The sequence below is a fragment of the Streptomyces sp. C10-9-1 genome (assembly GCF_024497955.1).
Lineage (GTDB): Bacteria > Actinomycetota > Actinomycetes > Streptomycetales > Streptomycetaceae > Streptomyces > Streptomyces sanyensis.
Window position 1 is genome coordinate 134,903 of the sequence record NZ_JANHKP010000017.1, and the last position, 18,856, is coordinate 153,758.

Sequence of the window (18,856 nt, forward strand, 5' to 3'; positions counted from 1 at the left end):
CGGGGAATCGGACCCGTGTGCCCTGCGGGACCCTTCCGACCCCGCGGGGTGTGCTCCGCGCCTCGCCGCGTGGTCCGGCCGCGCCGCCCGGGGGGCCTCAGAACAGCGGCTCGGGCAGGACCCCCTCCAGGGCCAGCAGCCTCCGCTTGGTCTCCCGCCCGCCGCCGAAGCCGCCCAGAGCGCCGTCCGTCTCGACGACCCGGTGGCAGGGCACCACCACGGGGAGCGGGTTCGCACCCATCGCCGCCCCCACCGCCTGCGCCGCACCCGGCTGCCCCACGCGGGCGGCCAGCTCCCCGTATCCGACGACCGAGCCGAACGGCGCCGCGGCCGGCAGGGCACGCAGCACCCGGTGGTTGAAGCCGGACACCAGGGACCAGTCCAGCCGCAGGCCGAAATCCCGCAGCTCGCCCGCGAAGTACGCGGACACCTGGCGTATCGGCTCCGTGAGCCGGTGGGCCGCGGACGCCACGGGCTCCGCGGCCAGCCGGCTCCCGAGGAGGGCCAGTGCCCGCTCCCGCACCGCCCGGTCGGCGTGGAAGGCCACGTGCACCAGGCCCTCGGCGCTCGCGGCCAGCAGCAGGGGCCCGACCGGGGTCGCGACGACGTCCCACTCGACGGTGTTCATTCCTCCACGGTAGGACCCGCCACCGACAGCGCCCCGGCCGCGGTCAGTACGGGGGGTGCGCCGCCCGGGCCGGGGCACGAGGCGGCAGCGGTCGCGTCCGGGGCGCGCCTGCGGGGGCGGGGGCTCCCTCCGGGACGCCGGGCGCACCGGAGGAGCCCCCGGCCCCGCCGGAACGGGACGGCCGGACTCGGACGGCGGGGCCGAACCATGCCGCCCGGGTCCGCCGCACGCGCGGTGTCCCGGCGCCGGGAACGCGGTGCGGGCACCTCGGCGGACGCGGCGAGGGCACCGCGCCGCCCGGCCCCGTTCGGCGTCCCGCCGGCCGCGGCCGCCCGCCCCGGCCGACGGGGCCGATCGACGCGGTGCCGTAGGCATCCGCCGCCATGGGCCGTAGTGTCGCCCGGAAACGGACGTCCCGTCAGCGACCGCGGGGGTCGCGGGCGGGACGCCGGGATCGAAGGGGCCTGCGGTACCAGCGGGTAGTGGGGAAGCACTCGGGGCGGCGGAAGGCGTGCGGATGCAGGGCACGGTGGACGGATTCAGCTACGGAATGGCCACCCCGGTGGCCGCCTACCTCTTGGCCTGCCTCGGCGGCGCCCTCGGCCTGCGCTGCGCCCGGCGGTCGATACGCGACAGCGGGCGCTCCCGGGTCGTGTGGCTCGCACTGGGCAGCGCCGCCGTCGGCACGGGCGTGTGGACCATGCACTTCGTCGCGATGACGGGCTTCTCCGTCGCCGAGACGCCCGTGTCCCACGACGCCACCACGGCCTTCGCCTCCCTCGCCGTCGCCGTCGTGATGACGGGCATCGGCGTCTTCATCGTCGGCTACCGGGGCGCCGCCCCGATGGCACTGGTCACCGGGGGGACGCTGACCGGGCTCGGCATGGCCTCCACGCACTACCTGGGGATGGCCGGTCTGCGCCTCCAGGGCGCCGTCGAGTACGACACCCCGCTCGTCGCCGCGTCCGTGCTGATCGCCGTGGTCGCCGCGACCGCCGCCGTATGGGCCGCCGTCTCGACGCACGGCCTGCTGACCGGCATCGCCGCGAGCCTCGGCATGGGCGTCGCGGTGAGCGGGATGCACTACGTCGGCATGGCCGCCGTCACCGTAAGGCTGGATTCCGTCACCGTGCCGCCGGACGCCGCCGACTCACCGGCCGCGCGTCTCGCCCCGCTACTCGCGGGTCCCGTGGTCTTCCTGCTGCTCGCCGCCGTGGTGGTCCTCTTCGACCCCCGGCTGGTCGCGGGCGAGGCGCGGGGTCCGCAGGAGAGCCCGCTCCCGGGCATCCCCGCGCAGCGCACCGGGCGCCCCGCCCGGAGGCAGACCGCCTGGGCCCTCGAATCCGCGCGCCAGGACCTGCCCCGAGGGCCCGGCGGGAGCTGACGCCCGCGGGCACCGCCGGCGGCCGCGGCCGCCGGCGCGACAGCGGCGGCCCGGGGGACCGGGGGCGCCGGCCGGTGCCCCGTCGCGACCACCGGAACCCGCGCGGCGGCCCCGATGTCGGTGCCGGGTCGTACGGTGGACACCATGCGGCCCGTTTCCAAGATCGAACGCTCGGTGGCGCCCTTCGAGGTCGTCAGCCCGTACCAGCCCAGCGGCGACCAGCCCACGGCCATCGCCGACCTGGAGCGGCGCATCCGCGCCGGGGAGCAGGACGTCGTCCTCCTCGGCGCGACCGGCACGGGCAAGTCGGCCACCACCGCCTGGATGATCGAGCGGCTCCAGCGCCCCACGCTGGTGATGGCCCCCAACAAGACCCTCGCGGCCCAGCTGGCGAACGAGTTCCGCGAGCTGCTCCCGAACAACGCGGTGGAGTACTTCGTCTCGTACTACGACTACTACCAGCCCGAGGCGTACGTACCCCAGTCGGACACGTACATCGAGAAGGACTCCTCGATCAACGAGGAGGTGGAGCGGCTGCGCCACTCCGCGACGAACTCGCTGCTGACCCGGCGCGACGTGGTCGTCGTCGCCTCCGTCTCCTGCATCTACGGCCTGGGCACCCCGCAGGAGTACGTGGACCGCATGGTCAGGCTCTCCGTGGGCGAGGAGATCGACCGGGACACCCTGCTGCGCCGCTTCGTGGACATCCAGTACACCCGCAACGACCTGGCCTTCCAGCGCGGCACCTTCCGGGTCCGCGGCGACACCATCGAGATCTTCCCGGTCTACGAGGAACTCGCCGTGCGCATCGAGATGTTCGGCGACGAGATCGAGGCCCTCTCCACCCTCCACCCGCTCACCGGCGAGATCATCAGCGACGACCGCTCGCTCTACGTCTTCCCCGCGAGCCACTACGTCGCCGGCCCCGAGCGCATGGAGCGCGCCGTCAACGACATCGAGCGGGAGCTGGAGCAGCGCCTCGCCGAGCTGGAGAAGCAGGGCAGGCTCCTGGAGGCCCAGCGGCTGCGGATGCGCACCACCTACGACATCGAGATGATGCGCCAGATCGGCTCCTGCTCGGGCATCGAGAACTACTCCATGCACTTCGACGGCCGTGAGCCCGGATCGCCCCCCAACACCCTCCTCGACTACTTCCCCGAGGACTTCCTGCTGGTCATCGACGAGTCCCATGTGACCGTGCCGCAGATCGGCGCCATGTACGAGGGCGACGCCTCGCGCAAGCGCACGCTGGTCGACCACGGCTTCCGGCTGCCGTCCGCACTCGACAACCGGCCGCTGAAGTGGGAGGAGTTCCAGGAGCGGGTGGGGCAGGCGGTCTACCTCTCGGCGACCCCGGGCGCCTACGAGCTGTCCCGCTCCGACGGCTTCGTGGAGCAGATCATCCGGCCCACCGGTCTCGTCGACCCGGAGGTGGTGGTCAAGCCGACCGAGGGCCAGATCGACGACCTGGTGCACGAGATCCGGGTGCGCACCGAGAAGGACGAGCGGGTCCTGGTCACCACGCTCACCAAGAAGATGGCCGAGGACCTCACCGACTACTTCCTCGAACTCGGTATCCAGGTCCGCTACCTGCACAGCGACGTCGACACCCTGCGCCGGGTCGAGCTGCTGCGCGAGCTGCGCGCAGGCGAGTACGACGTCCTGGTCGGCATCAACCTGCTGCGCGAGGGCCTGGACCTCCCGGAGGTGTCGCTGGTGGCCATCCTCGACGCGGACAAGGAGGGCTTCCTGCGCTCGGGCACCTCGCTCATCCAGACCATCGGCCGCGCCGCGCGCAACGTCTCCGGCCAGGTCCACATGTACGCGGACAAGATCACCCCGGCCATGGAGAAGGCGATCGAGGAGACCAACCGGCGCCGCGAGAAGCAGATCGCCTACAACACCGAGAAGGGCATCGACCCGCAGCCGCTCCGCAAGAAGATCAACGACATCGTCGCCACCATCGCCCGGGAGGAAGTGGACACGGAGGAGCTCCTCGGCACCGGCTACCGGCGCACGGCCGACAAGTCCGGCAAGGCGGCCGCGGCGCCGGTCCCCGCCCTCCGCAAGGGCACGGGCAAGGGGCCCGCGGAGCCCACCGACCGCCCTGCGGCCGAACTCGCCTCCGTCATCGAGGAGATGACCGAGCGGATGAGGGCGGCGGCAGCGGAGCTGCAGTTCGAGGTGGCGGCCAGGTTGCGCGACGAGGTCGGCGAACTGAAGAAGGAGCTGCGCCAGATGAAGGAGGCGGGGCTCGCCTGAGCCCGGCGCGGGGGCAGTGTTGCAAGACCGACACAAATTCGGGCGGACGGTACTGTCCGTCCGCCCGCACTGCGTAGGGTGCACGTCAACCGCCGGTGGATGCGGTGGCAATTCCGGAGAAGGGGACAGCGCGTGACGGTCAATATGACCAAGGGGCAGGCCATCAGCCTGCAGAAGAGCGACGGGGGAACCCTCACGGCTGTGCGGATGGGGCTCGGGTGGCAGGCCGCCCCCCGGCGCGGTCTGTTCGGCTCGCGGACCCGCGAGATCGACCTGGACGCCTCGGCGGTGCTCTTCGCCGACAAGCAGCCGGTGGACGTGGTCTTCTTCCGCCACCTCGTCAGCGACGACGGCTCGGTCAAGCACACCGGCGACAACCTGGTCGGCGGCGCCGGCTCGGGCGGCGACGACGAGGCGATCCTGGTGGACCTCCAGCGGGTCCCGGTGCACATCGACCAGATCGTCTTCACGGTGAACTCCTTCACCGGCCAGACCTTCCAGGAGGTGCAGAACGCGTTCTGCCGCCTGGTCGACGAGACGAACGGGCAGGAGCTCGCCCGCTACACCCTGGACGGCGGCGGGCAGTACACGGCGCAGATCATGGCCAAGGTCCACCGCGCGGGCAGCGGCTGGCAGATGACGGCTCTCGGCAACCCGGCCAACGGCCGCACCTTCCAGGACCTGATGCCGTCGATCCTGCCGCACCTCTAGCGGCGCCGGCCCGGGCGCGGCCCGCGGCGGCTCCCGGTCCACGACCGCCGGGAGCCGCGCCGCCCGCCTCGGGGCCGCGGCCGCCCCGGTGGGCCGGCGTCCGACCGCCGCCGGCCCACCGCCGTGCGGCAGGACGCCCGCACGAGTACGCCCACCGGACCGCGGTGCCCGGTCGGCGCAGCGCCCGGGCCGCGCCGTCCCGCCCGCAGGACGCATCGACCACCGACCAGCCGGCCACCGGCACCGCAGAGGGCACAACGAGGGGAACAGAGCGATGACGGCCGAGCTGGTCCGCGGGCAGAACCACCCGCTGTCCCACACCCGCCTGGAGATCAGGGTGTCGACCGGCCATCCGGTCCTGGCCTGCGTCTCCTGCGCGGACGGGGGAGGGGCCACGCGCGAGGACCTGGTGGCCCACCCCGCCTCGCCCGTGCTGCCCGGTGTGGCCGTGCCCGCGGAGTCCGGCAGCGCCCCGCGCTGCACCCTCGACCTGGACGCCGTCCCCGAGGGCGTGGAGCAGCTGAGCGTTGTGCTCGCACTGCCCGGCCTGGCCGCCCCCGAGCGCTTCGGCGCCACGGCGGCCCCCTTCGTCTCGGTGGCCGCGGCCGGCGGGGAGGAACTCGCCAGCTTCACGGTGTCCGGGCTCGGCGCCGAGACGGCCGTGGTCGCCGTCGAGGTGTACCGCCGCGGCGGTGTCTGGAAGGTCCGGGCGGTGGGCCAGGGCTACGCGGGCGGGCTCGCCGAGTTCTTCGCCGACCAGGGGCTCGCCACCGCCCGGGAGTTCGCCGGGGCCGTCGCGACCGCGGCGGCCCCGGCCGGAGCGCGCACCGAGCCCGCCCGGCTCGGCACCCACGGCGACGCGGCGGGCGCGTCGGCCTCCGGCGCCGGCCGGGCACCCGCCGCGGGTGCCACCCGCCCGGGGGGCACCCCGCTCGGCGAGCCCGCGCCGTCACCCGGCTCCGGGACGGACGCGTCCGCCGCCCCCGCGCCCGTCCCGGAGCCGGGCCCCCGCACCCGCGGAGCGATCGACTACGCCCACCCCGGGCGCCGCACCGCGGCCCCGCCGCCTCCTCCGGCCGCCCCGGAACCCGCCTCCCCCGGCGCCCCGCCCGCTCCGGTGGCCGGAGACGCGTCGGGCTGGTCCATGGAGGAGCGCCTCTACAACCAGGTCTGGGGCATGTTCGAGGACCTGGCACGCGCCGTGGCCGCCTACCGCAGCGCCGTGGAGTTCGCCGAGTCGCGGATGGACAAGGAACTCGACCGGGCGCTGACCGACCCGCGCGCCCGAATCGGCAGCGGTGGCGAGGCGGCACGGGCCGCCGCCCGGTCGAAGTGCGAGGAGCTGACCGACCGGGCCCGCCAGGCCCTCGACCGGGACCTGGCGCAGCTCACCGCGGAGAGCGGGGTTGTCGAGCCCGCCCTCCCCGCGGCCTACGCCCGCTGGGACAACCCCGTCTGGCACGCCTACCGCGTCCCCATGGAGATCCCGATGGCCCTGCGCATCGGCGACATCCACCTGCCGGAGGACCCGGGCCTGCGCCTGCCCCTCCTCGTCCGCCTGCCCCTGGAGCGGGGGCTGTGGGTGGACGCGGGCAGGTCCGGCTCGGACGCGGGCACGGCCCTGGACGAGGGCACGCTGCGCCGGCTGGCGGCCGAGACCGCCGTGGCCCTCGCCGCCCGGCTGATCGCCGTGTACCCGCCGGGTGAGTTCTCCGTCCACGTCATCGACCCGGCCGGTTCGGCGGAGGGCCCCCTGGCCCCGCTGGCCGAGACGGGGGTGCTCGCCTCGCCCCCGGCGCGGGGCGCCGAGGGCGTGCGCTCGGTTCTCGCCCGGCTGACCGAGCGGGTGGACCTGGTGTCCATGGCGGTCCGCGGTGGTGCCGCCGACGCCCTCCCGCCCGGTGTGGACACCTCGGAGCAGCTGCTGATCGTCAACGACTTCCCGCACGGCTTCGACGACCGCGCGGTCACCCAGCTGCGCTATCTGGCGGACGAGGGGCCCTCCGTGGGGGTGCACCTGCTGATGGTCGCCGACCGCGAGGACGCACATGCCTACGGCCCGGTCCTCGACCCGCTGTGGCGGTCCCTGCTGCGGATCACCCCCGTGCCGGACGACCACCTCGCCGACCCCTGGGTGCGCCACTGCTGGACCTTCGAGCCGGCCGCGGTGCCCGCCGGCAGCACGGTGCTGCACCAGGTGCTGGAGCAGGTCACCGCCGCCCGGCGCTCCTGGGGCCGCTGAGGCCGCCCCGGGGTCCGGGCCCGGTCGCCCCGCGTGCCCTCCGTCTCTCCGTGAAACGACGGGCAAGTCGCTGACCAGCACCTTTACCTTCTTCTTTACCTTTCCTTGGTCTTCCCTGTACTGTCTCATGGGCGGAGGGGAGTACTCCCGTCTCGCGGTGCACCCGTCAGTACGGGCCGTCCGAACGGCCCCGGGGCACCGGCCCGGCCGCATGCCGCCGGGTGGAGGAGACCTCCGGCAGCGACGACGCTGATCCATAGCCGTACGACGCCGGAGGCGCAGTGGACGTATCAATGACTGTCTGGGTGCTGACCATTCTCGGTCTCAGCGCCCTCATCGCCGTCGACTTCTTCATCGGGCGCAAGCCCCACGACGTGTCGATCAAGGAAGCCGGGATCTGGACCGTGGTCTGGATCGTGCTCGCGGTGCTCTTCGGCATCGGACTGCTCCTCGCGGGCGAGACCCAGGCGTCCGGGGAGTTCTTCGCGGGCTTCATCACCGAGAAGTCGCTGAGCGTGGACAACCTCTTCGTCTTCGTCCTGATCATGGCGAAGTTCTCGGTGCCCTCCCACCTCCAGCAGCGGGTGCTGCTGGTCGGCGTGCTGATCGCCCTGGTGCTCCGCGCGATCTTCATCGCGGCCGGTGCCGCGATCATCGCCAGCTTCTCCTGGGTCTTCTACATCTTCGGCGCCTTCCTCATCTACACCGCCTGGAAGCTCATCCAGGAGGCCCGTTCGGACGAGGACGAGGAGGAGTTCGAGGAGAACCGGCTGCTGAAGTCGATCGAGAAGAAGTTCGGGGTCGCCGACCGCTACCACGGCACCAAGCTCTTCATCCGGGTCAACGGCAAGCGGATCCTCACCCCCCTGATGGTCGTGATGCTGGCCATCGGCACCACGGACGTCCTCTTCGCCCTGGACTCGATCCCCGCGATCTTCGGCCTCACCCAGGACCCGTACATCGTCTTCGCCGCCAACGCCTTCGCCCTGATGGGCCTGCGGCAGCTGTACTTCCTGATCGGCGGCCTGCTCAAGAAGCTGGTGCACCTCAGCTACGGCCTGTCGGTGATCCTGGGCTTCATCGGCGTCAAGCTGGTGCTCCACGCGCTGCACGAGAGCGGTGTGCACGTGCCGGAGATCTCCATCCCGTTCTCGCTCACGGTCATCTGCGGTGTCCTGGTGATCACCACGATCACCAGCCTGATCGCCTCCAAGCGCCAGACGGAGAGGGAGGCGGCCGCGGCCGCGCAGTCCGACCCGGCCACCGGGGACGGCCCCGCGAAGGACAGCGTGGACGCCTGACCGCGCACCACCCCGACGGCGGCTCCGCCAGGCCGCCCCGAGGACGGCCCCGCCGGACCGGATGCCCCCCCCCGCAGCCGGACCGGCGGGGCCGTCCGCGTCCCCCGCCCCGTCCGGTCCCGGCCGGGGGAGAGGGGCGGGGCGGCGCCCGCCCGGCATACGGTGGTGGACCCGACCGCCCCGGCAGGAGGAGCGGCCCCGACACCCGAGGACGTGACCCGCCATCGCGCTACGACAGCAACGCCCCGCGCCACCGCCCGCCCTGGTGCTCGACCGGACCGAGACCCGGCCCGGCGCCGCCGTCCTGGTCCTGCACGGGGGCCGCGCCGACGGGCCCGGGCCCCCTTCCGCGGTGAACCTGCCCGGACTGCGGATGCGCCCCTTCGGCCGTGCCGTCGCCGCAGCCACGGCCGGTCGCGGCGTCGTCCTGGGCCGGGTCCGCTACCGGTGCCGCGGCTGGAACGGGGAGCGGGCGGACGCCGGACGCGACGCCCTGAGGGCGCTCGACGAACTGGACGAGGTGCTCGGGGCCCCGGTCCCCGTGATGCTCGTCGGGCACTCCATGGGGGGCAGGGCCGCTCTGCACGCCGCGGGCCACGCCCGGGTGCGCGGAGTGGTCGCCCTCGCGCCCTGGTGCCCTGCCGGCGAGCCGGTCGCCCACCTTCGGGGGCGTGACCTGGTGCTCCTCCACGGGGACCGGGACCGGGTGACCGCCGCGGCCGACTCCTGGGCGCTGGCGGGCCGTGCGCGGGAGGCGGGCGCCCGGGTCTGCGCGCTGCGGATGCCGGGCGGGGACCACGCGATGCTGCGCGACGCAGGGACCTGGCACGGGCTGACCGCACGACTGGTGACGGGCCTGCTGGGGCTGGCCCCGCTGCCCCCTGCCGTGGCGGCCGGACTGGAGGGCGGGGGCGGGGAACCGGCGGACGCCCGGACGGTGGCCGCGGGCGGCTGAGGGCGGGCGCGGCCCGCCGCGCCCGGGGAGCGGCCCACCGGCCCCGCCGCTACCAGCCTCGTGCGCGCCACTCCGCGAGCGAGGGGCGCTCGGCGCCGAGGGTGGTGTCCTTGCCGTGGCCGGGGTAGACCCAGGTCTCGTCCGCCCGAACAGCTTCTCCTCCACTCCGTCGAGCAGGCTGGTGAACGCCTCGGGGCCCTGGTGGGTGTTGCCCACGCCCCCCGGGAACCCATAGGGATCTAGATCGTGAAGACTCCGACCCTGGCACTCCGCACCGTCGCCTTCCTGTACGCGCGCATCTCAGAGGACCCGCGCGACCGCCGACGGGGCATAAACCGGCAGATGAGCGACCTACGGACGTTCTCGCAGGAGAACACCTGGGAGACCGGCGGCGAGTACGTCGAGAACGACGTCTCCGCCCACTCGGGTGAGGACCACCCCGAGGACGATCGACTGATGTCCGACGCCATCGAGGCCGCCCGGGAACCGGAACGCGCTGGAGGTCCAGGAGCCGGACCAGTTCCCGGCCGCCACGCCGCTGTCGTGGCAGGTGGAGAAGCACACCGTCCATGCGGACCGGCTGATGAACAACCTGCTGCCCGCCGACTTCCCACACGAGGTTGAGCACGGGACGGCCGGCGACGCCCTGGCCGTGCTCGCCCTGCGGGAGTCCATCCGCCGGGACGTCGAGTACGGGCGCGGCGCGCGGGTGCGCGAGGCCCTGGAACTGGGCGCGTCGTGGCCCGAGGTGGCTCGCGCCCTGGACGCCGAGCCGGACGACGCCCGGGCGCTGCTGCGCACATGGGCGCAGGGACAGCGGAACCTGTGGCTGCACAACGAGGCCGAGGGCATCCGGCCGTTCGGGCTGGACGCCGACGCACACGCGGCCGTGCTCGCCCTGTGCGAGCGGGACGACGATGGGGCGCCGGCCCCGGCCGCCGTGAAGGAGGCCGACGTAACGGAGCCCGTGAAGGAGTCCACCCGCCGCTACGCCGAGGAGCTGCGCAGCAACCCGGGCGCGGCGTCGGCGGACGGGCACACCGGGTGGGAGTGCGACGCGGGCGCCTCGTTGATCGTGGAGGCCAGCACCCCGGGGCCGGGGAGGCTCGGCACCCACCACGAGGTGATCTACGCGTGCGCCGGTCACCGGGCCGCGGCCGTGGAGCGCGCCACGGCCGCCGGGTACAAGGTGGACCCCCGCCCGGCCCCTCCAGGGCACCGCTGGGACCCGTGGCCGTGCGGGCACGTGACGGCCGCATGACGCGGTGTCCCTGGCCGCTCTCTCCCAGCAACAGGAAACGGGTGCGCAGCAGTGACGACCGACCACCGTGACCGGTACCGGGACATGGGCAGTGCCGAGCTGCTGGAGGAGGTGCGCACCCTCGCCGAGGAGTTCGCCGGCACCGGGGCACGCGCGACCGAGCTGGCCGACGCCGCCGCAATTCTCCAGTACCGGTACGACTTCCCGCTGCACCAGGGCCCGCGCGGTCCGCGCCCGGACTCCGGGCTGCCGGACGTGGACCTTATGCGGCGGGTCGTGTTCCAGGCGAACGGGTTCCTGGCGGTCCCGGACGGGGAGGTGCGGGCCGCGCTGGGGAGTCGTCCCCGGGCAACGGTGAACCTGTGCGCTGCGCCGGATCCGGTCGAGGACGACGCCCTGGTGCTGCTCTGCAACCCGCTCGCCGGGGTGGCCGCCCTGGTGGGCCGTGTGGCCCCTGAGGAGGACGCCGCGGACGCCTTGCGGGACCTGGCGTGGGCGGTGGTCCGCGACGGGCCCCGCAGGGCCCGTTCAGCGACCGCCCGTCTCGGTCATCGGCTTCCGCCGGTGGACGACACCTCGACAGCGGACGGAGCAGAGAGCCGTGACGCTGGTGATCGATTGTCGTTGTGAAGGGCTGAAGGAGCAGCGGAGTCGGGCCCAGCCAAACAGGCGGGACCGGCTGCAGTACCCGGCAGGGCGCGGCATCCGGTCGCCCTCGCCGTGCGCGGTCCGTGCGGCGTGGATCAGAACGCAGGCCGCCGGCTTCGCTGCCCTGCCCAGGAAGCGACGCCAGTCCGCCTGGTCCGCAGAGCGGACGGAGCGGGGGCGTACCACGAGTGGAGGTCTGCCATGCGCTGGCGGAGGAGACTAGCCGTAACGCTTGCCGGAATGTGCCTGGCGGGGGGCCTGCAGGCGGCTCCGGCCGGCGCCATCGTGGGAGGCCGGGAGGCCGGGAGCCAAGAGCACCCGCACATGGTGGGCCTGTACCACATTCCGAGCGGCCAGATGTACTGCGGGGCCACGCTGATCGCCGCACGGTACGTGCTGACCGCCGCGCACTGCGTGCAAGGCCAGTACGGGCGTACGCAGGACATCATCGCCTTGGTGGGTGACCATGACTACGCGACCGGCCGCGACACCAACACCGCGGACATCCACCCGGTCGCCGCGATCAAGGTGCACGAGCACTACGCGCCCTACACGAGCGACCACAACATCGCCATCCTGCGACTTACCAAGGATGTCGAGATGAACTACGGCGTACAGCCGGCAAAGCTGCCCTGGCTGTACGAGGACGGCACCTTCGACGACACGAGGTTGATGGCCTTCGGGTGGGGCACGCTCTCCTTCAACGGCCCGGCGCCCACCACCCTGCAAACGGTCAACCTCGACACGATGACCAACGCCGAGTGCACCGCGCGCGGTGTGCGGCACCTCACCCCGAACCAGATGTGCACCCACACTCCCGGGAAAGGCACCTGCCAGTTCGACGGCGGCGGCCCACTGACCTACCTCGACGGCCGCGGTCGCACCCTGGTCGGCATCATCAGCCACGGCTCCGGCTGCGCCACAGAGGTCCCCGACATCCACACCCGCGTGAGCCGGTACCTCGACTGGATCCTGAAGAACACACCAGGTGCCACCTACACCACGTAGCAGCCCCACCGAGGCCCTGCTCGTCCGGCCGCGACCGGCGGTGAGCAGGGCTTCCTGCCGTCCTGAGGACAACAGCGGCTTCCCCCTGGTCCCGTACTCCCATGCCGGGCGCCTTGTGACTGGCCCCAGCGGCGGCAGCGACCCGGGCCCACGAGCAAGCTACCGGGTGCGGGGCCGCCTCGAGGACACACCGGGCTGCCGGTCACAGGCCGATCCCGACAAGCGGACTGTTCTTCACGCGGTCCACGTCGGCCAAGTAGCTGGCCAGGACGTGGGAGCCGTCGGCCCATCCGCCCTGACGGCCGATCTCCAGCGGGTCGTGTCCGGCCGCGCGGGCGGCGGTGGCGAACCCTCGGCGCAGGGGAGTGACCTGACCAGGCGCCCGCGAGACCGGCGGCGACGGCCAGGCGCTCCACGACATCGGCCGCGGCCTCGGCGGTGAGCCGCCCGGCGGGGTCTCCTACCGGCCGCCCGTGCCGGGTCAGCGGTGGGGCGAGTCGGTCCCACCGGTCCACGCGCAGGAACACCGGGCCCTCGGTTCGCCCGGCGGCCGTCAGCGCGTCCAGGTACGCGCACCGGGCAGGTGGCCGGGTCGGGAGCGGCGTACGGTCCTCCTCGGCGCACCAGGCGGTGAACGCCTCGCGGTCCGCGCCGTACGCCCGGCGGGTGGAGTCGGGCACTGAGGCGGCGATGGCGGCCACGGTGGATACGCGGACATCGCAGCGCACTACCGGCGCCAGATCCAGAACGAAGAGCTGAGCCCCGGCGACACCATGCCGTCGCTCCGGCAGGTCTGCGAACGGTTCGGCGTAGCGCAGACGACGGCCGACCGCGCCTACAGGAAGCTTGAGATGGAGGGGCTGAACCTGGTCAAGGCCGGGGTGGGGACCCTCGTCGCGGGTCCGGCGAGCAACAACATCGCCACGCGTGTGCAGACGTACGAGGCCACCGGCCGCGCTCTCAGCGACGGTGAGTCCTCGCGCATTCTGGAGATCGGCACGATCGGGGCCGGCGACCTGGTGGCGCCTCGGCTGGACGTGCTCCCGGGAACCCCGGTGCACGTTCGTCGGCGGGTCGTCAGCCGAGGCGGTGCACCCCTGCACCTCAGCAGCTCCTACTACCCCGCGTACGTGATCGCCGCGACACCCGAGCTGACCGAACCGGTCTCCACGGGAGGTTCACGGGAGCCGGCCGCCGAGCGGCTGGGGGCCGAGCAGGACGAGGTCCTGGAGGAGGTGACCTCCCGCCTCGCCACGGAAGCGGAGAAGTCAGCTGTCGGCCTCACCGTTGGAGACGTGGTCGTGACGCAGGTCGTGCGGACCGTTACCCTCACGGACGGCCGCGTGGTCGAGGTGGCCGTCAAGGTCACCGGCGGATCGACCATCGTCCGCTGGACGACATCCCTCCGCCCCCAGACCTGGCTGTGGGCGACCGTCTCCGCTGGTCGGCTACCAGCCTCGTGCGCGCCACTCCGGCAGATGCGGACGCTCCGCGCCGAGCGTGGTGTCGTTCCCATGACCCGGGTAAATCCACGTCTCGTCCGGGAGGACCCCGAACAGCTTCTCTTCCAGGTCGCTCATCAGGGAGTTGAAGTCATCGGGATGTGTTGTCCTACCAGGACCGCCCGGGAACAGGCAGTCGCCGGTGAAGAGGTGCGGGTGCCCGTGCGGGTCGTCGTAGACCAGGGCGATCGACCCGGGGGTGTGGCCGACGAGGTGGCGGGCGGTGAGTTCGACCCGGCCCACCCGGAGGGTGTCCCCGTCGTCCACGGCCGTGTCCGTCGGCACCGGGATGCCCTCGACGTCCTCGCGGCCGGCGCAGGTGCGGGCTCCGGTCGCCGCGACCACCTCCGCCAGCGCGCCCCAGTGGTCGGCGTGGCGGTGGGTGGTCACGACGGTGGCGATCGAGTCGTCGCCGATCAGGCGGAGCAGCGTGCCGGCCTCCGCGGCCGCGTCGATCAGCAGTTGCTCGCCGGTGGCGCGGCAGCGCAGCAGGTAGCAGTTGTTGTCCATCGGTCCCACGGCGACCTTGGAGATCATCAGGTCCGTGAGCTCGTGTACGTCCGCCGGGCCGCCGACCCGCACCGCTCCGCTGTATGTCATGACTCTCAGCCTATAGCGGGGGCAGCTTCGGCAGGGGGCCTCCCTCCGCCTTCAGCGCCGCTCCGTCGCGCCGTCCGGACAGCCAGCCCAGCACGTCGGCGGGGGCTCCGGAGACGGTGGTCGCCGGGCCCTCGGCGCCGCCGGTGCGCCACTGCCCGGCGTCCGTGACGACCAGGGTCGGGGGCACGTCGGACCTGCCCTCGAAGCGCTGGGCGAGGAACTCGGTCTCCCGCTCCGCGAAGGCGGGGGACAGGTGCTCCAGCTCGTACCCGAGGCCGAGGTCGACGTGGTGGAGCTCGACCTCCACGAGGCGGCGGAAGGGCACCCGGGCCGCGCGGTCCGTGACGCCGTTGCGCAGTTCCACGGTGCGCTCCCAGTCGGCGGGGAGCGCGGCCTGCGCGTCGAAGCGGGCGGCGCTGTCGCGCAGGTCGTCGAGGTGGGCGTCGAGCGGCCGGACGGCGTCGCGCGCGATGTCGGCGTCGCGGGCCTCGGCGCTGGCGTACATCGGTTCGCCGCGCAGGACGTTCACCAGGGCGTCGGCGTTGCGGGAGAGATGGGCCAGCACATGGCCGCGGGTCCATCCCGGAAGCCGTGACGCTCCGGCCGCCGCGGCGTTGTCGATACGGGAGAGCGAGTCCAGGAGCCGGTCCGTCGCCTCGCGCACGGAGGCCAGGTCATGCACATGGTTGATCATGCGCCTGACGATAGCTCCGCCACACGATCGGGTGAAGCAGGCGGCAGAGGCCCATAAATCGAATGTGCGTGCTATACGCTCGGTGGAGGCATCCTTGAAAGCCAGGCATCCATCGATCTGGCGGCCCCACGGTCCCTGAGCACTCCGGGACGGGGGCCCTGCCTCCGCTTCTCTCGAGAAAGGTGCGGACCGGCGTGGCCGACCGTCTCATCGTCCGTGGCGCGCGCGAGCACAATCTGAAGAATGTCTCGCTCGACCTCCCGCGCGACTCCCTCATCGTCTTCACCGGGCTCTCGGGGTCGGGCAAGTCGTCCCTCGCCTTCGACACGATCTTCGCCGAGGGGCAGCGGCGCTACGTCGAGTCCCTGTCCTCCTACGCCCGGCAGTTCCTCGGCCAGATGGACAAGCCGGACGTGGACTTCATCGAGGGACTGTCCCCGGCCGTCTCCATCGACCAGAAGTCCACCTCCCGCAACCCGCGGTCCACGGTGGGCACGATCACCGAGGTCTACGACTACCTCCGGCTGCTCTTCGCGCGCATCGGGAAGCCGCACTGCCCCGAGTGCCGCCGCCCCATCTCGCGCCAGTCGCCGCAGGCGATCGTCGACAAGGTCCTCGCGCTGCCCGAGGGCAGCCGCTTCCAGGTGCTGTCGCCCCTGGTACGCGAGCGCAAGGGCGAGTTCGTCGACCTCTTCTCCGACCTCCAGACCAAGGGGTACAGCCGGGCCCGGGTCGACGGCGCCACGGTGCAGCTCGCCGACCCGCCGGCGCTGAAGAAGCAGGAGAAGCACACCATCGAGGTCGTCGTCGACCGCCTCACCGTCAAGGACAGCGCCAAGCGCCGGCTCACCGACTCGGTGGAGACGGCCCTCGGCCTCTCCGGCGGGATGGTCGTCCTCGACTTCGTCGACCTGCCGGAGGACGACCCCGAGCGCGAGCGGATGTACTCGGAGCACCTGTACTGCCCCTACGACGACCTCTCCTTCGAGGAGCTGGAGCCCCGCTCCTTCTCCTTCAACTCGCCGTTCGGCGCCTGCCCCGACTGCACGGGCATCGGCACCCGGATGGAGGTCGACCCCGAGCTGATCGTCCCCGACCCGGAGAAGTCCCTCGACGAGGGTGCCATCCACCCCTGGTCGCACGGCCACACCAAGGAGTACTTCGGCCGGCTGATCGGCGGCCTGTCCCAGGCTCTGGGCTTCTCGACCGACATGCCCTGGGCCGGTCTGCCCGCCCGTGCCAGGAAGGCCCTGCTCCACGGGCACAAGACGCAGGTCGAGGTCCGCTACCGCAACCGCTACGGCCGCGAGCGCGCCTACACCACACCCGCCTTCGAGGGGGCCGTGCAGTTCGTGAAGCGGCGCCACTCGGAGGCCGAGAGCGACGCCAGCAGGGAGCGCTTCGAGGGCTACATGCGCGAGGTGCCGTGCCCCACCTGCGAGGGCACCCGCCTCAAGCCGATCGTCCTCGCGGTGACCGTGATGGAGCGGTCCATCGCCGAGGTCTCCGCGATGTCCATCAGCGAGTGCGCCGAGTTCCTGGGCCGCCTGAAGCTGAACGCCCGCGACAAGAAGATCGCCGAACGCGTCCTGAAGGAGGTCAACGAACGGCTCCGCTTCCTCGTCGACGTCGGCCTGGACTACCTCTCCCTCAACCGCGCCGCGGGAACCCTCTCCGGCGGCGAGGCCCAGCGCATCCGGCTCGCCACCCAGATCGGCTCCGGCCTCGTCGGGGTGCTCTACGTGCTCGACGAGCCGTCCATCGGCCTCCACCAGCGCGACAACCACCGGCTGATCGAGACCCTGGTACGTCTGCGCGACATGGGCAACACCCTGATCGTCGTGGAGCACGACGAGGACACCATCAAGGTGGCCGACTGGGTGGTCGACATCGGCCCCGGGGCGGGCGAGCACGGCGGCAAGGTGGTCCACTCCGGGCCGCTGAAGGAGCTGCTGCGCACCAAGGAGTCCCTGACCGGGCAGTACCTGGCCGGCAAGCGCTCCATCCCGACGCCGGAGCAGAGGCGGCCCGTGGACCCGCAGCGGCGCCTGACGGTCCACGGTGCCCGGGAGAACAACCTCCGGGACATCGACGTCCCGTTCCCGCTCGGGGTGCTCACCGCCGTCACCGGCGTCTCCGGCTCGGGGAAGTCGACGCTGGTCAACGACATCCTCTACACCCACCTCGCCCGCGAGCTGAACGGTGCGAAGTCCGTGCCCGGCCGCCACACCCGGGTGGACGGCGACGACCTGGTCGACAAGGTGGTCCACGTCGACCAGTCGCCGATCGGCCGCACGCCCCGGTCCAACCCGGCCACGTACACCGGGGTCTTCGACCACGTCCGCAAGCTCTTCGCCGAGACCATGGAGGCGAAGGTCCGCGGCTACCTGCCGGGGCGCTTCTCCTTCAACGTCAAGGGCGGGCGCTGCGAGAACTGCTCGGGCGACGGCACGATCAAGATCGAGATGAACTTCCTCCCGGACGTGTACGTCCCCTGCGAGGTCTGCCACGGAGCGCGCTACAACCGGGAGACCCTGGAGGTCCACTACAAGGGCAAGTCCATCGCCGAGGTCCTGGACATGCCCATCGAGGAGGCCCTGGGGTTCTTCGAGGCCGTCCCGACCATCTCCCGCCACCTGCGCACCCTCAACGAGGTGGGGCTCGGGTACGTGCGGCTCGGCCAGTCGGCGCCCACCCTCTCCGGCGGCGAGGCGCAGCGGGTGAAGCTGGCCTCCGAGCTCCAGAAGCGCTCGACCGGCCGCACCGTCTACGTGCTGGACGAGCCGACCACCGGCCTCCACTTCGAGGACATCAGCAAGCTGATCACGGTGCTCTCCGGTCTGGTCGACAAGGGCAACACAGTCATCGTGATCGAGCACAACCTCGATGTGATCAAGACGGCCGACTGGGTCGTCGACATGGGCCCCGAGGGCGGCAGCGGAGGGGGCACGGTCGTCGCCGAGGGCACCCCCGAGCAGGTCGCCGGGGTGCCCGCCAGCCACACCGGCAAGTTCCTGCGCGACATCCTGGACGCCGACCGGATCAGCGACGCGGCCCCCGTGGCCGGGGCCCGGACCAGGCGGACGGCGGCCCGCCGGAAGAAGTGAGCGGGCGGCCGGAGAGGGGGCGGCGGAACCCCTTCTCCGGCCGCCGGTCCCCCGCCGGTATCGTCGGAGGCCACAGCCTCGCGACGCGGCCGACGGCGTGCGTCGACGTACCGACCCGTGGAGTACCCATGCCCGGCCAGACGCCCGCCCGCCGCACCGTCCTGAAGGGGGCGGCCCTGGCCGGAGCCGCCGGGCTGGGCGCCGCCGCCTGCTCCACCGAGTCCAAGCTGGGCCACGCACAGGTCCCGACCCCGACGGCCCCCGTGGATCTCGGCGCCGCCGACGCCGTGCCGGTCGGGGGCGCCCTGCTCTTCCGGGAGCAGCGGGTCGTGGTACACCGCCCGTCCGAGGGCGAGTACCGGGCCTTCAGCGCCCAGTGCACCCACGCCGGCTGCGTCCTGGACAAGCTGGAGGGCACCGAGGGCAACTGCCCCTGCCACGGCAGCCGTTTCGACGTGACGACCGGCAAGGCCCTCGTCGGCCCGGCGACGGTGCCCCTGCCCGAGGTGCCCGTGCGCGCCGAGGACGGCCGCCTCGTCGCCGGGCCCGAGGC

16 protein-coding genes and 2 pseudogenes are annotated in these 18,856 nt (G+C 72.9%); 13 read left to right on the forward strand and 5 right to left on the reverse strand.

The genetic code is table 11. The annotated features are described in order from the left end of the window. Positions 1 to 97 precede the first annotated feature (97 nt). Positions 98 to 628, reverse strand: a complete 531-nt coding sequence (locus NPS70_RS23640) for a methylated-DNA--[protein]-cysteine S-methyltransferase (RefSeq protein WP_256526394.1) — start codon at positions 626 to 628, stop codon at positions 98 to 100. 517 nt (positions 629 to 1,145) lie between these two features. Between NPS70_RS23640 and NPS70_RS23645 the strand changes: the two genes are divergently transcribed. The 6 genes from NPS70_RS23645 to NPS70_RS23670 all read left to right on the forward strand — a co-directional run bounded on the left by NPS70_RS23645 (position 1,146) and on the right by NPS70_RS23670 (position 9,483). Further along, a complete protein-coding gene (locus NPS70_RS23645) occupies positions 1,146 to 2,012 on the forward strand; it encodes an MHYT domain-containing protein (protein WP_256526395.1) in 867 nt (288 codons plus the stop codon). Positions 2,013 to 2,156: 144 nt separating this feature from the next. After that, positions 2,157 to 4,274: an excinuclease ABC subunit UvrB gene (uvrB, locus tag NPS70_RS23650; protein WP_256526396.1), complete on the forward strand. Its 2,118-nt coding sequence runs from the start codon at positions 2,157 to 2,159 to the stop codon at positions 4,272 to 4,274. A gap of 132 nt (positions 4,275 to 4,406) precedes the next feature. Then, positions 4,407 to 4,985 (forward strand): TerD family protein, encoded by a 579-nt coding sequence (locus NPS70_RS23655; protein WP_256526397.1) that lies wholly within the window; start codon positions 4,407 to 4,409, stop codon positions 4,983 to 4,985. Positions 4,986 to 5,259: 274 nt separating this feature from the next. After that, complete coding sequence (locus NPS70_RS23660) at positions 5,260 to 7,227, forward strand: TerD family protein (protein ID WP_256526398.1); 1,968 nt, start codon at positions 5,260 to 5,262, stop codon at positions 7,225 to 7,227. 281 nt (positions 7,228 to 7,508) lie between these two features. Then, positions 7,509 to 8,528 carry a TerC/Alx family metal homeostasis membrane protein gene (locus NPS70_RS23665; RefSeq protein ID WP_256526399.1) on the forward strand — a complete coding sequence of 340 codons (1,020 nt, stop codon included), beginning with the start codon at positions 7,509 to 7,511 and terminating at the stop codon, positions 8,526 to 8,528. A gap of 265 nt (positions 8,529 to 8,793) precedes the next feature. Further along, positions 8,794 to 9,483 carry an alpha/beta hydrolase gene (locus NPS70_RS23670; protein ID WP_374212049.1) on the forward strand — a complete coding sequence of 230 codons (690 nt, stop codon included), beginning with the start codon at positions 8,794 to 8,796 and terminating at the stop codon, positions 9,481 to 9,483. Between the two features lie 49 nt (positions 9,484 to 9,532). On the opposite strand, the pseudogene NPS70_RS23675 reads toward NPS70_RS23670, so the two are convergent. Further along, positions 9,533 to 9,711, reverse strand: a pseudogene (locus tag NPS70_RS23675) (MBL fold metallo-hydrolase); the annotation flags it as partial. Positions 9,712 to 9,729: 18 nt separating this feature from the next. Between NPS70_RS23675 and NPS70_RS28950 the strand changes: the two are divergent. The 4 genes from NPS70_RS28950 to NPS70_RS23690 all read left to right on the forward strand — a co-directional run bounded on the left by NPS70_RS28950 (position 9,730) and on the right by NPS70_RS23690 (position 12,400). After that, a complete protein-coding gene (locus tag NPS70_RS28950) occupies positions 9,730 to 10,107 on the forward strand; it encodes a recombinase family protein (RefSeq protein ID WP_374212050.1) in 378 nt (125 codons plus the stop codon). Then, entirely contained in the window at positions 10,034 to 10,744 is a 711-nt protein-coding gene (locus NPS70_RS23680) for a hypothetical protein (RefSeq protein ID WP_256526400.1), read from the forward strand. Before NPS70_RS28950 ends, NPS70_RS23680 begins: the two co-directional genes overlap by 74 nt. A gap of 51 nt (positions 10,745 to 10,795) precedes the next feature. Continuing rightward, positions 10,796 to 11,374, forward strand: a complete 579-nt coding sequence (locus NPS70_RS23685) for a hypothetical protein (protein WP_256526401.1) — start codon at positions 10,796 to 10,798, stop codon at positions 11,372 to 11,374. A 258-nt stretch (positions 11,375 to 11,632) separates the two neighbouring features. Continuing rightward, complete coding sequence (locus NPS70_RS23690) at positions 11,633 to 12,400, forward strand: serine protease (protein WP_256526402.1); 768 nt, start codon at positions 11,633 to 11,635, stop codon at positions 12,398 to 12,400. A gap of 202 nt (positions 12,401 to 12,602) precedes the next feature. Here NPS70_RS23690 and NPS70_RS23695 read toward each other — a convergent pair whose 3' ends face one another. Beyond that, on the reverse strand, positions 12,603 to 12,821 hold the full coding sequence (locus NPS70_RS23695) for a hypothetical protein (protein ID WP_256526403.1): 219 nt from the start codon (positions 12,819 to 12,821) through the stop codon (positions 12,603 to 12,605). Between the two features lie 295 nt (positions 12,822 to 13,116). On the opposite strand from NPS70_RS23695, the pseudogene NPS70_RS23700 reads away from it, so the two are divergent. Further along, positions 13,117 to 13,752 (forward strand): annotated as a pseudogene (locus tag NPS70_RS23700) (GntR family transcriptional regulator); the annotation flags it as partial. Positions 13,753 to 13,848: 96 nt separating this feature from the next. Here NPS70_RS23700 and NPS70_RS23705 read toward each other — a convergent pair. After that, positions 13,849 to 14,502, reverse strand: coding sequence for an MBL fold metallo-hydrolase (locus NPS70_RS23705; protein WP_256526404.1), 654 nt, complete (start codon positions 14,500 to 14,502; stop codon positions 13,849 to 13,851). A gap of 10 nt (positions 14,503 to 14,512) precedes the next feature. Further along, positions 14,513 to 15,196 (reverse strand): maleylpyruvate isomerase family mycothiol-dependent enzyme, encoded by a 684-nt coding sequence (locus NPS70_RS23710; RefSeq protein WP_256526405.1) that lies wholly within the window; start codon positions 15,194 to 15,196, stop codon positions 14,513 to 14,515. A gap of 194 nt (positions 15,197 to 15,390) precedes the next feature. On the opposite strand from NPS70_RS23710, the gene uvrA reads away from it, so the two are divergent. Further along, on the forward strand, positions 15,391 to 18,303 hold the full coding sequence (gene uvrA, locus NPS70_RS23715; protein ID WP_256526407.1) for an excinuclease ABC subunit UvrA: 2,913 nt from the start codon (positions 15,391 to 15,393) through the stop codon (positions 18,301 to 18,303). 128 nt (positions 18,304 to 18,431) lie between these two features. Next, positions 18,432 to 18,856, forward strand: a 425-nt coding sequence (locus tag NPS70_RS23720; RefSeq protein WP_256526408.1) for a Rieske (2Fe-2S) protein, incomplete at its 3' end; no start/stop codon positions are given.

Coding starts and splice junctions, on each gene's coding strand:
- NPS70_RS23640 (WP_256526394.1), bottom strand. CDS start 628: ATGAACACCGTCGAGTGGGACGTCGTCGCGACCCCGGTCGGGCCCCTG.
- NPS70_RS23645 (WP_256526395.1), top strand. CDS start 1,146: ATGCAGGGCACGGTGGACGGATTCAGCTACGGAATGGCCACCCCGGTG.
- uvrB (WP_256526396.1), top strand. CDS start 2,157: ATGCGGCCCGTTTCCAAGATCGAACGCTCGGTGGCGCCCTTCGAGGTC.
- NPS70_RS23660 (WP_256526398.1), top strand. CDS start 5,260: ATGACGGCCGAGCTGGTCCGCGGGCAGAACCACCCGCTGTCCCACACC.
- NPS70_RS23690 (WP_256526402.1), top strand. CDS start 11,633: ATGTGCCTGGCGGGGGGCCTGCAGGCGGCTCCGGCCGGCGCCATCGTG.
- NPS70_RS23695 (WP_256526403.1), bottom strand. CDS start 12,821: ATGTCGTGGAGCGCCTGGCCGTCGCCGCCGGTCTCGCGGGCGCCTGGT.
- NPS70_RS23705 (WP_256526404.1), bottom strand. CDS start 14,502: ATGACATACAGCGGAGCGGTGCGGGTCGGCGGCCCGGCGGACGTACAC.
- NPS70_RS23710 (WP_256526405.1), bottom strand. CDS start 15,196: ATGATCAACCATGTGCATGACCTGGCCTCCGTGCGCGAGGCGACGGAC.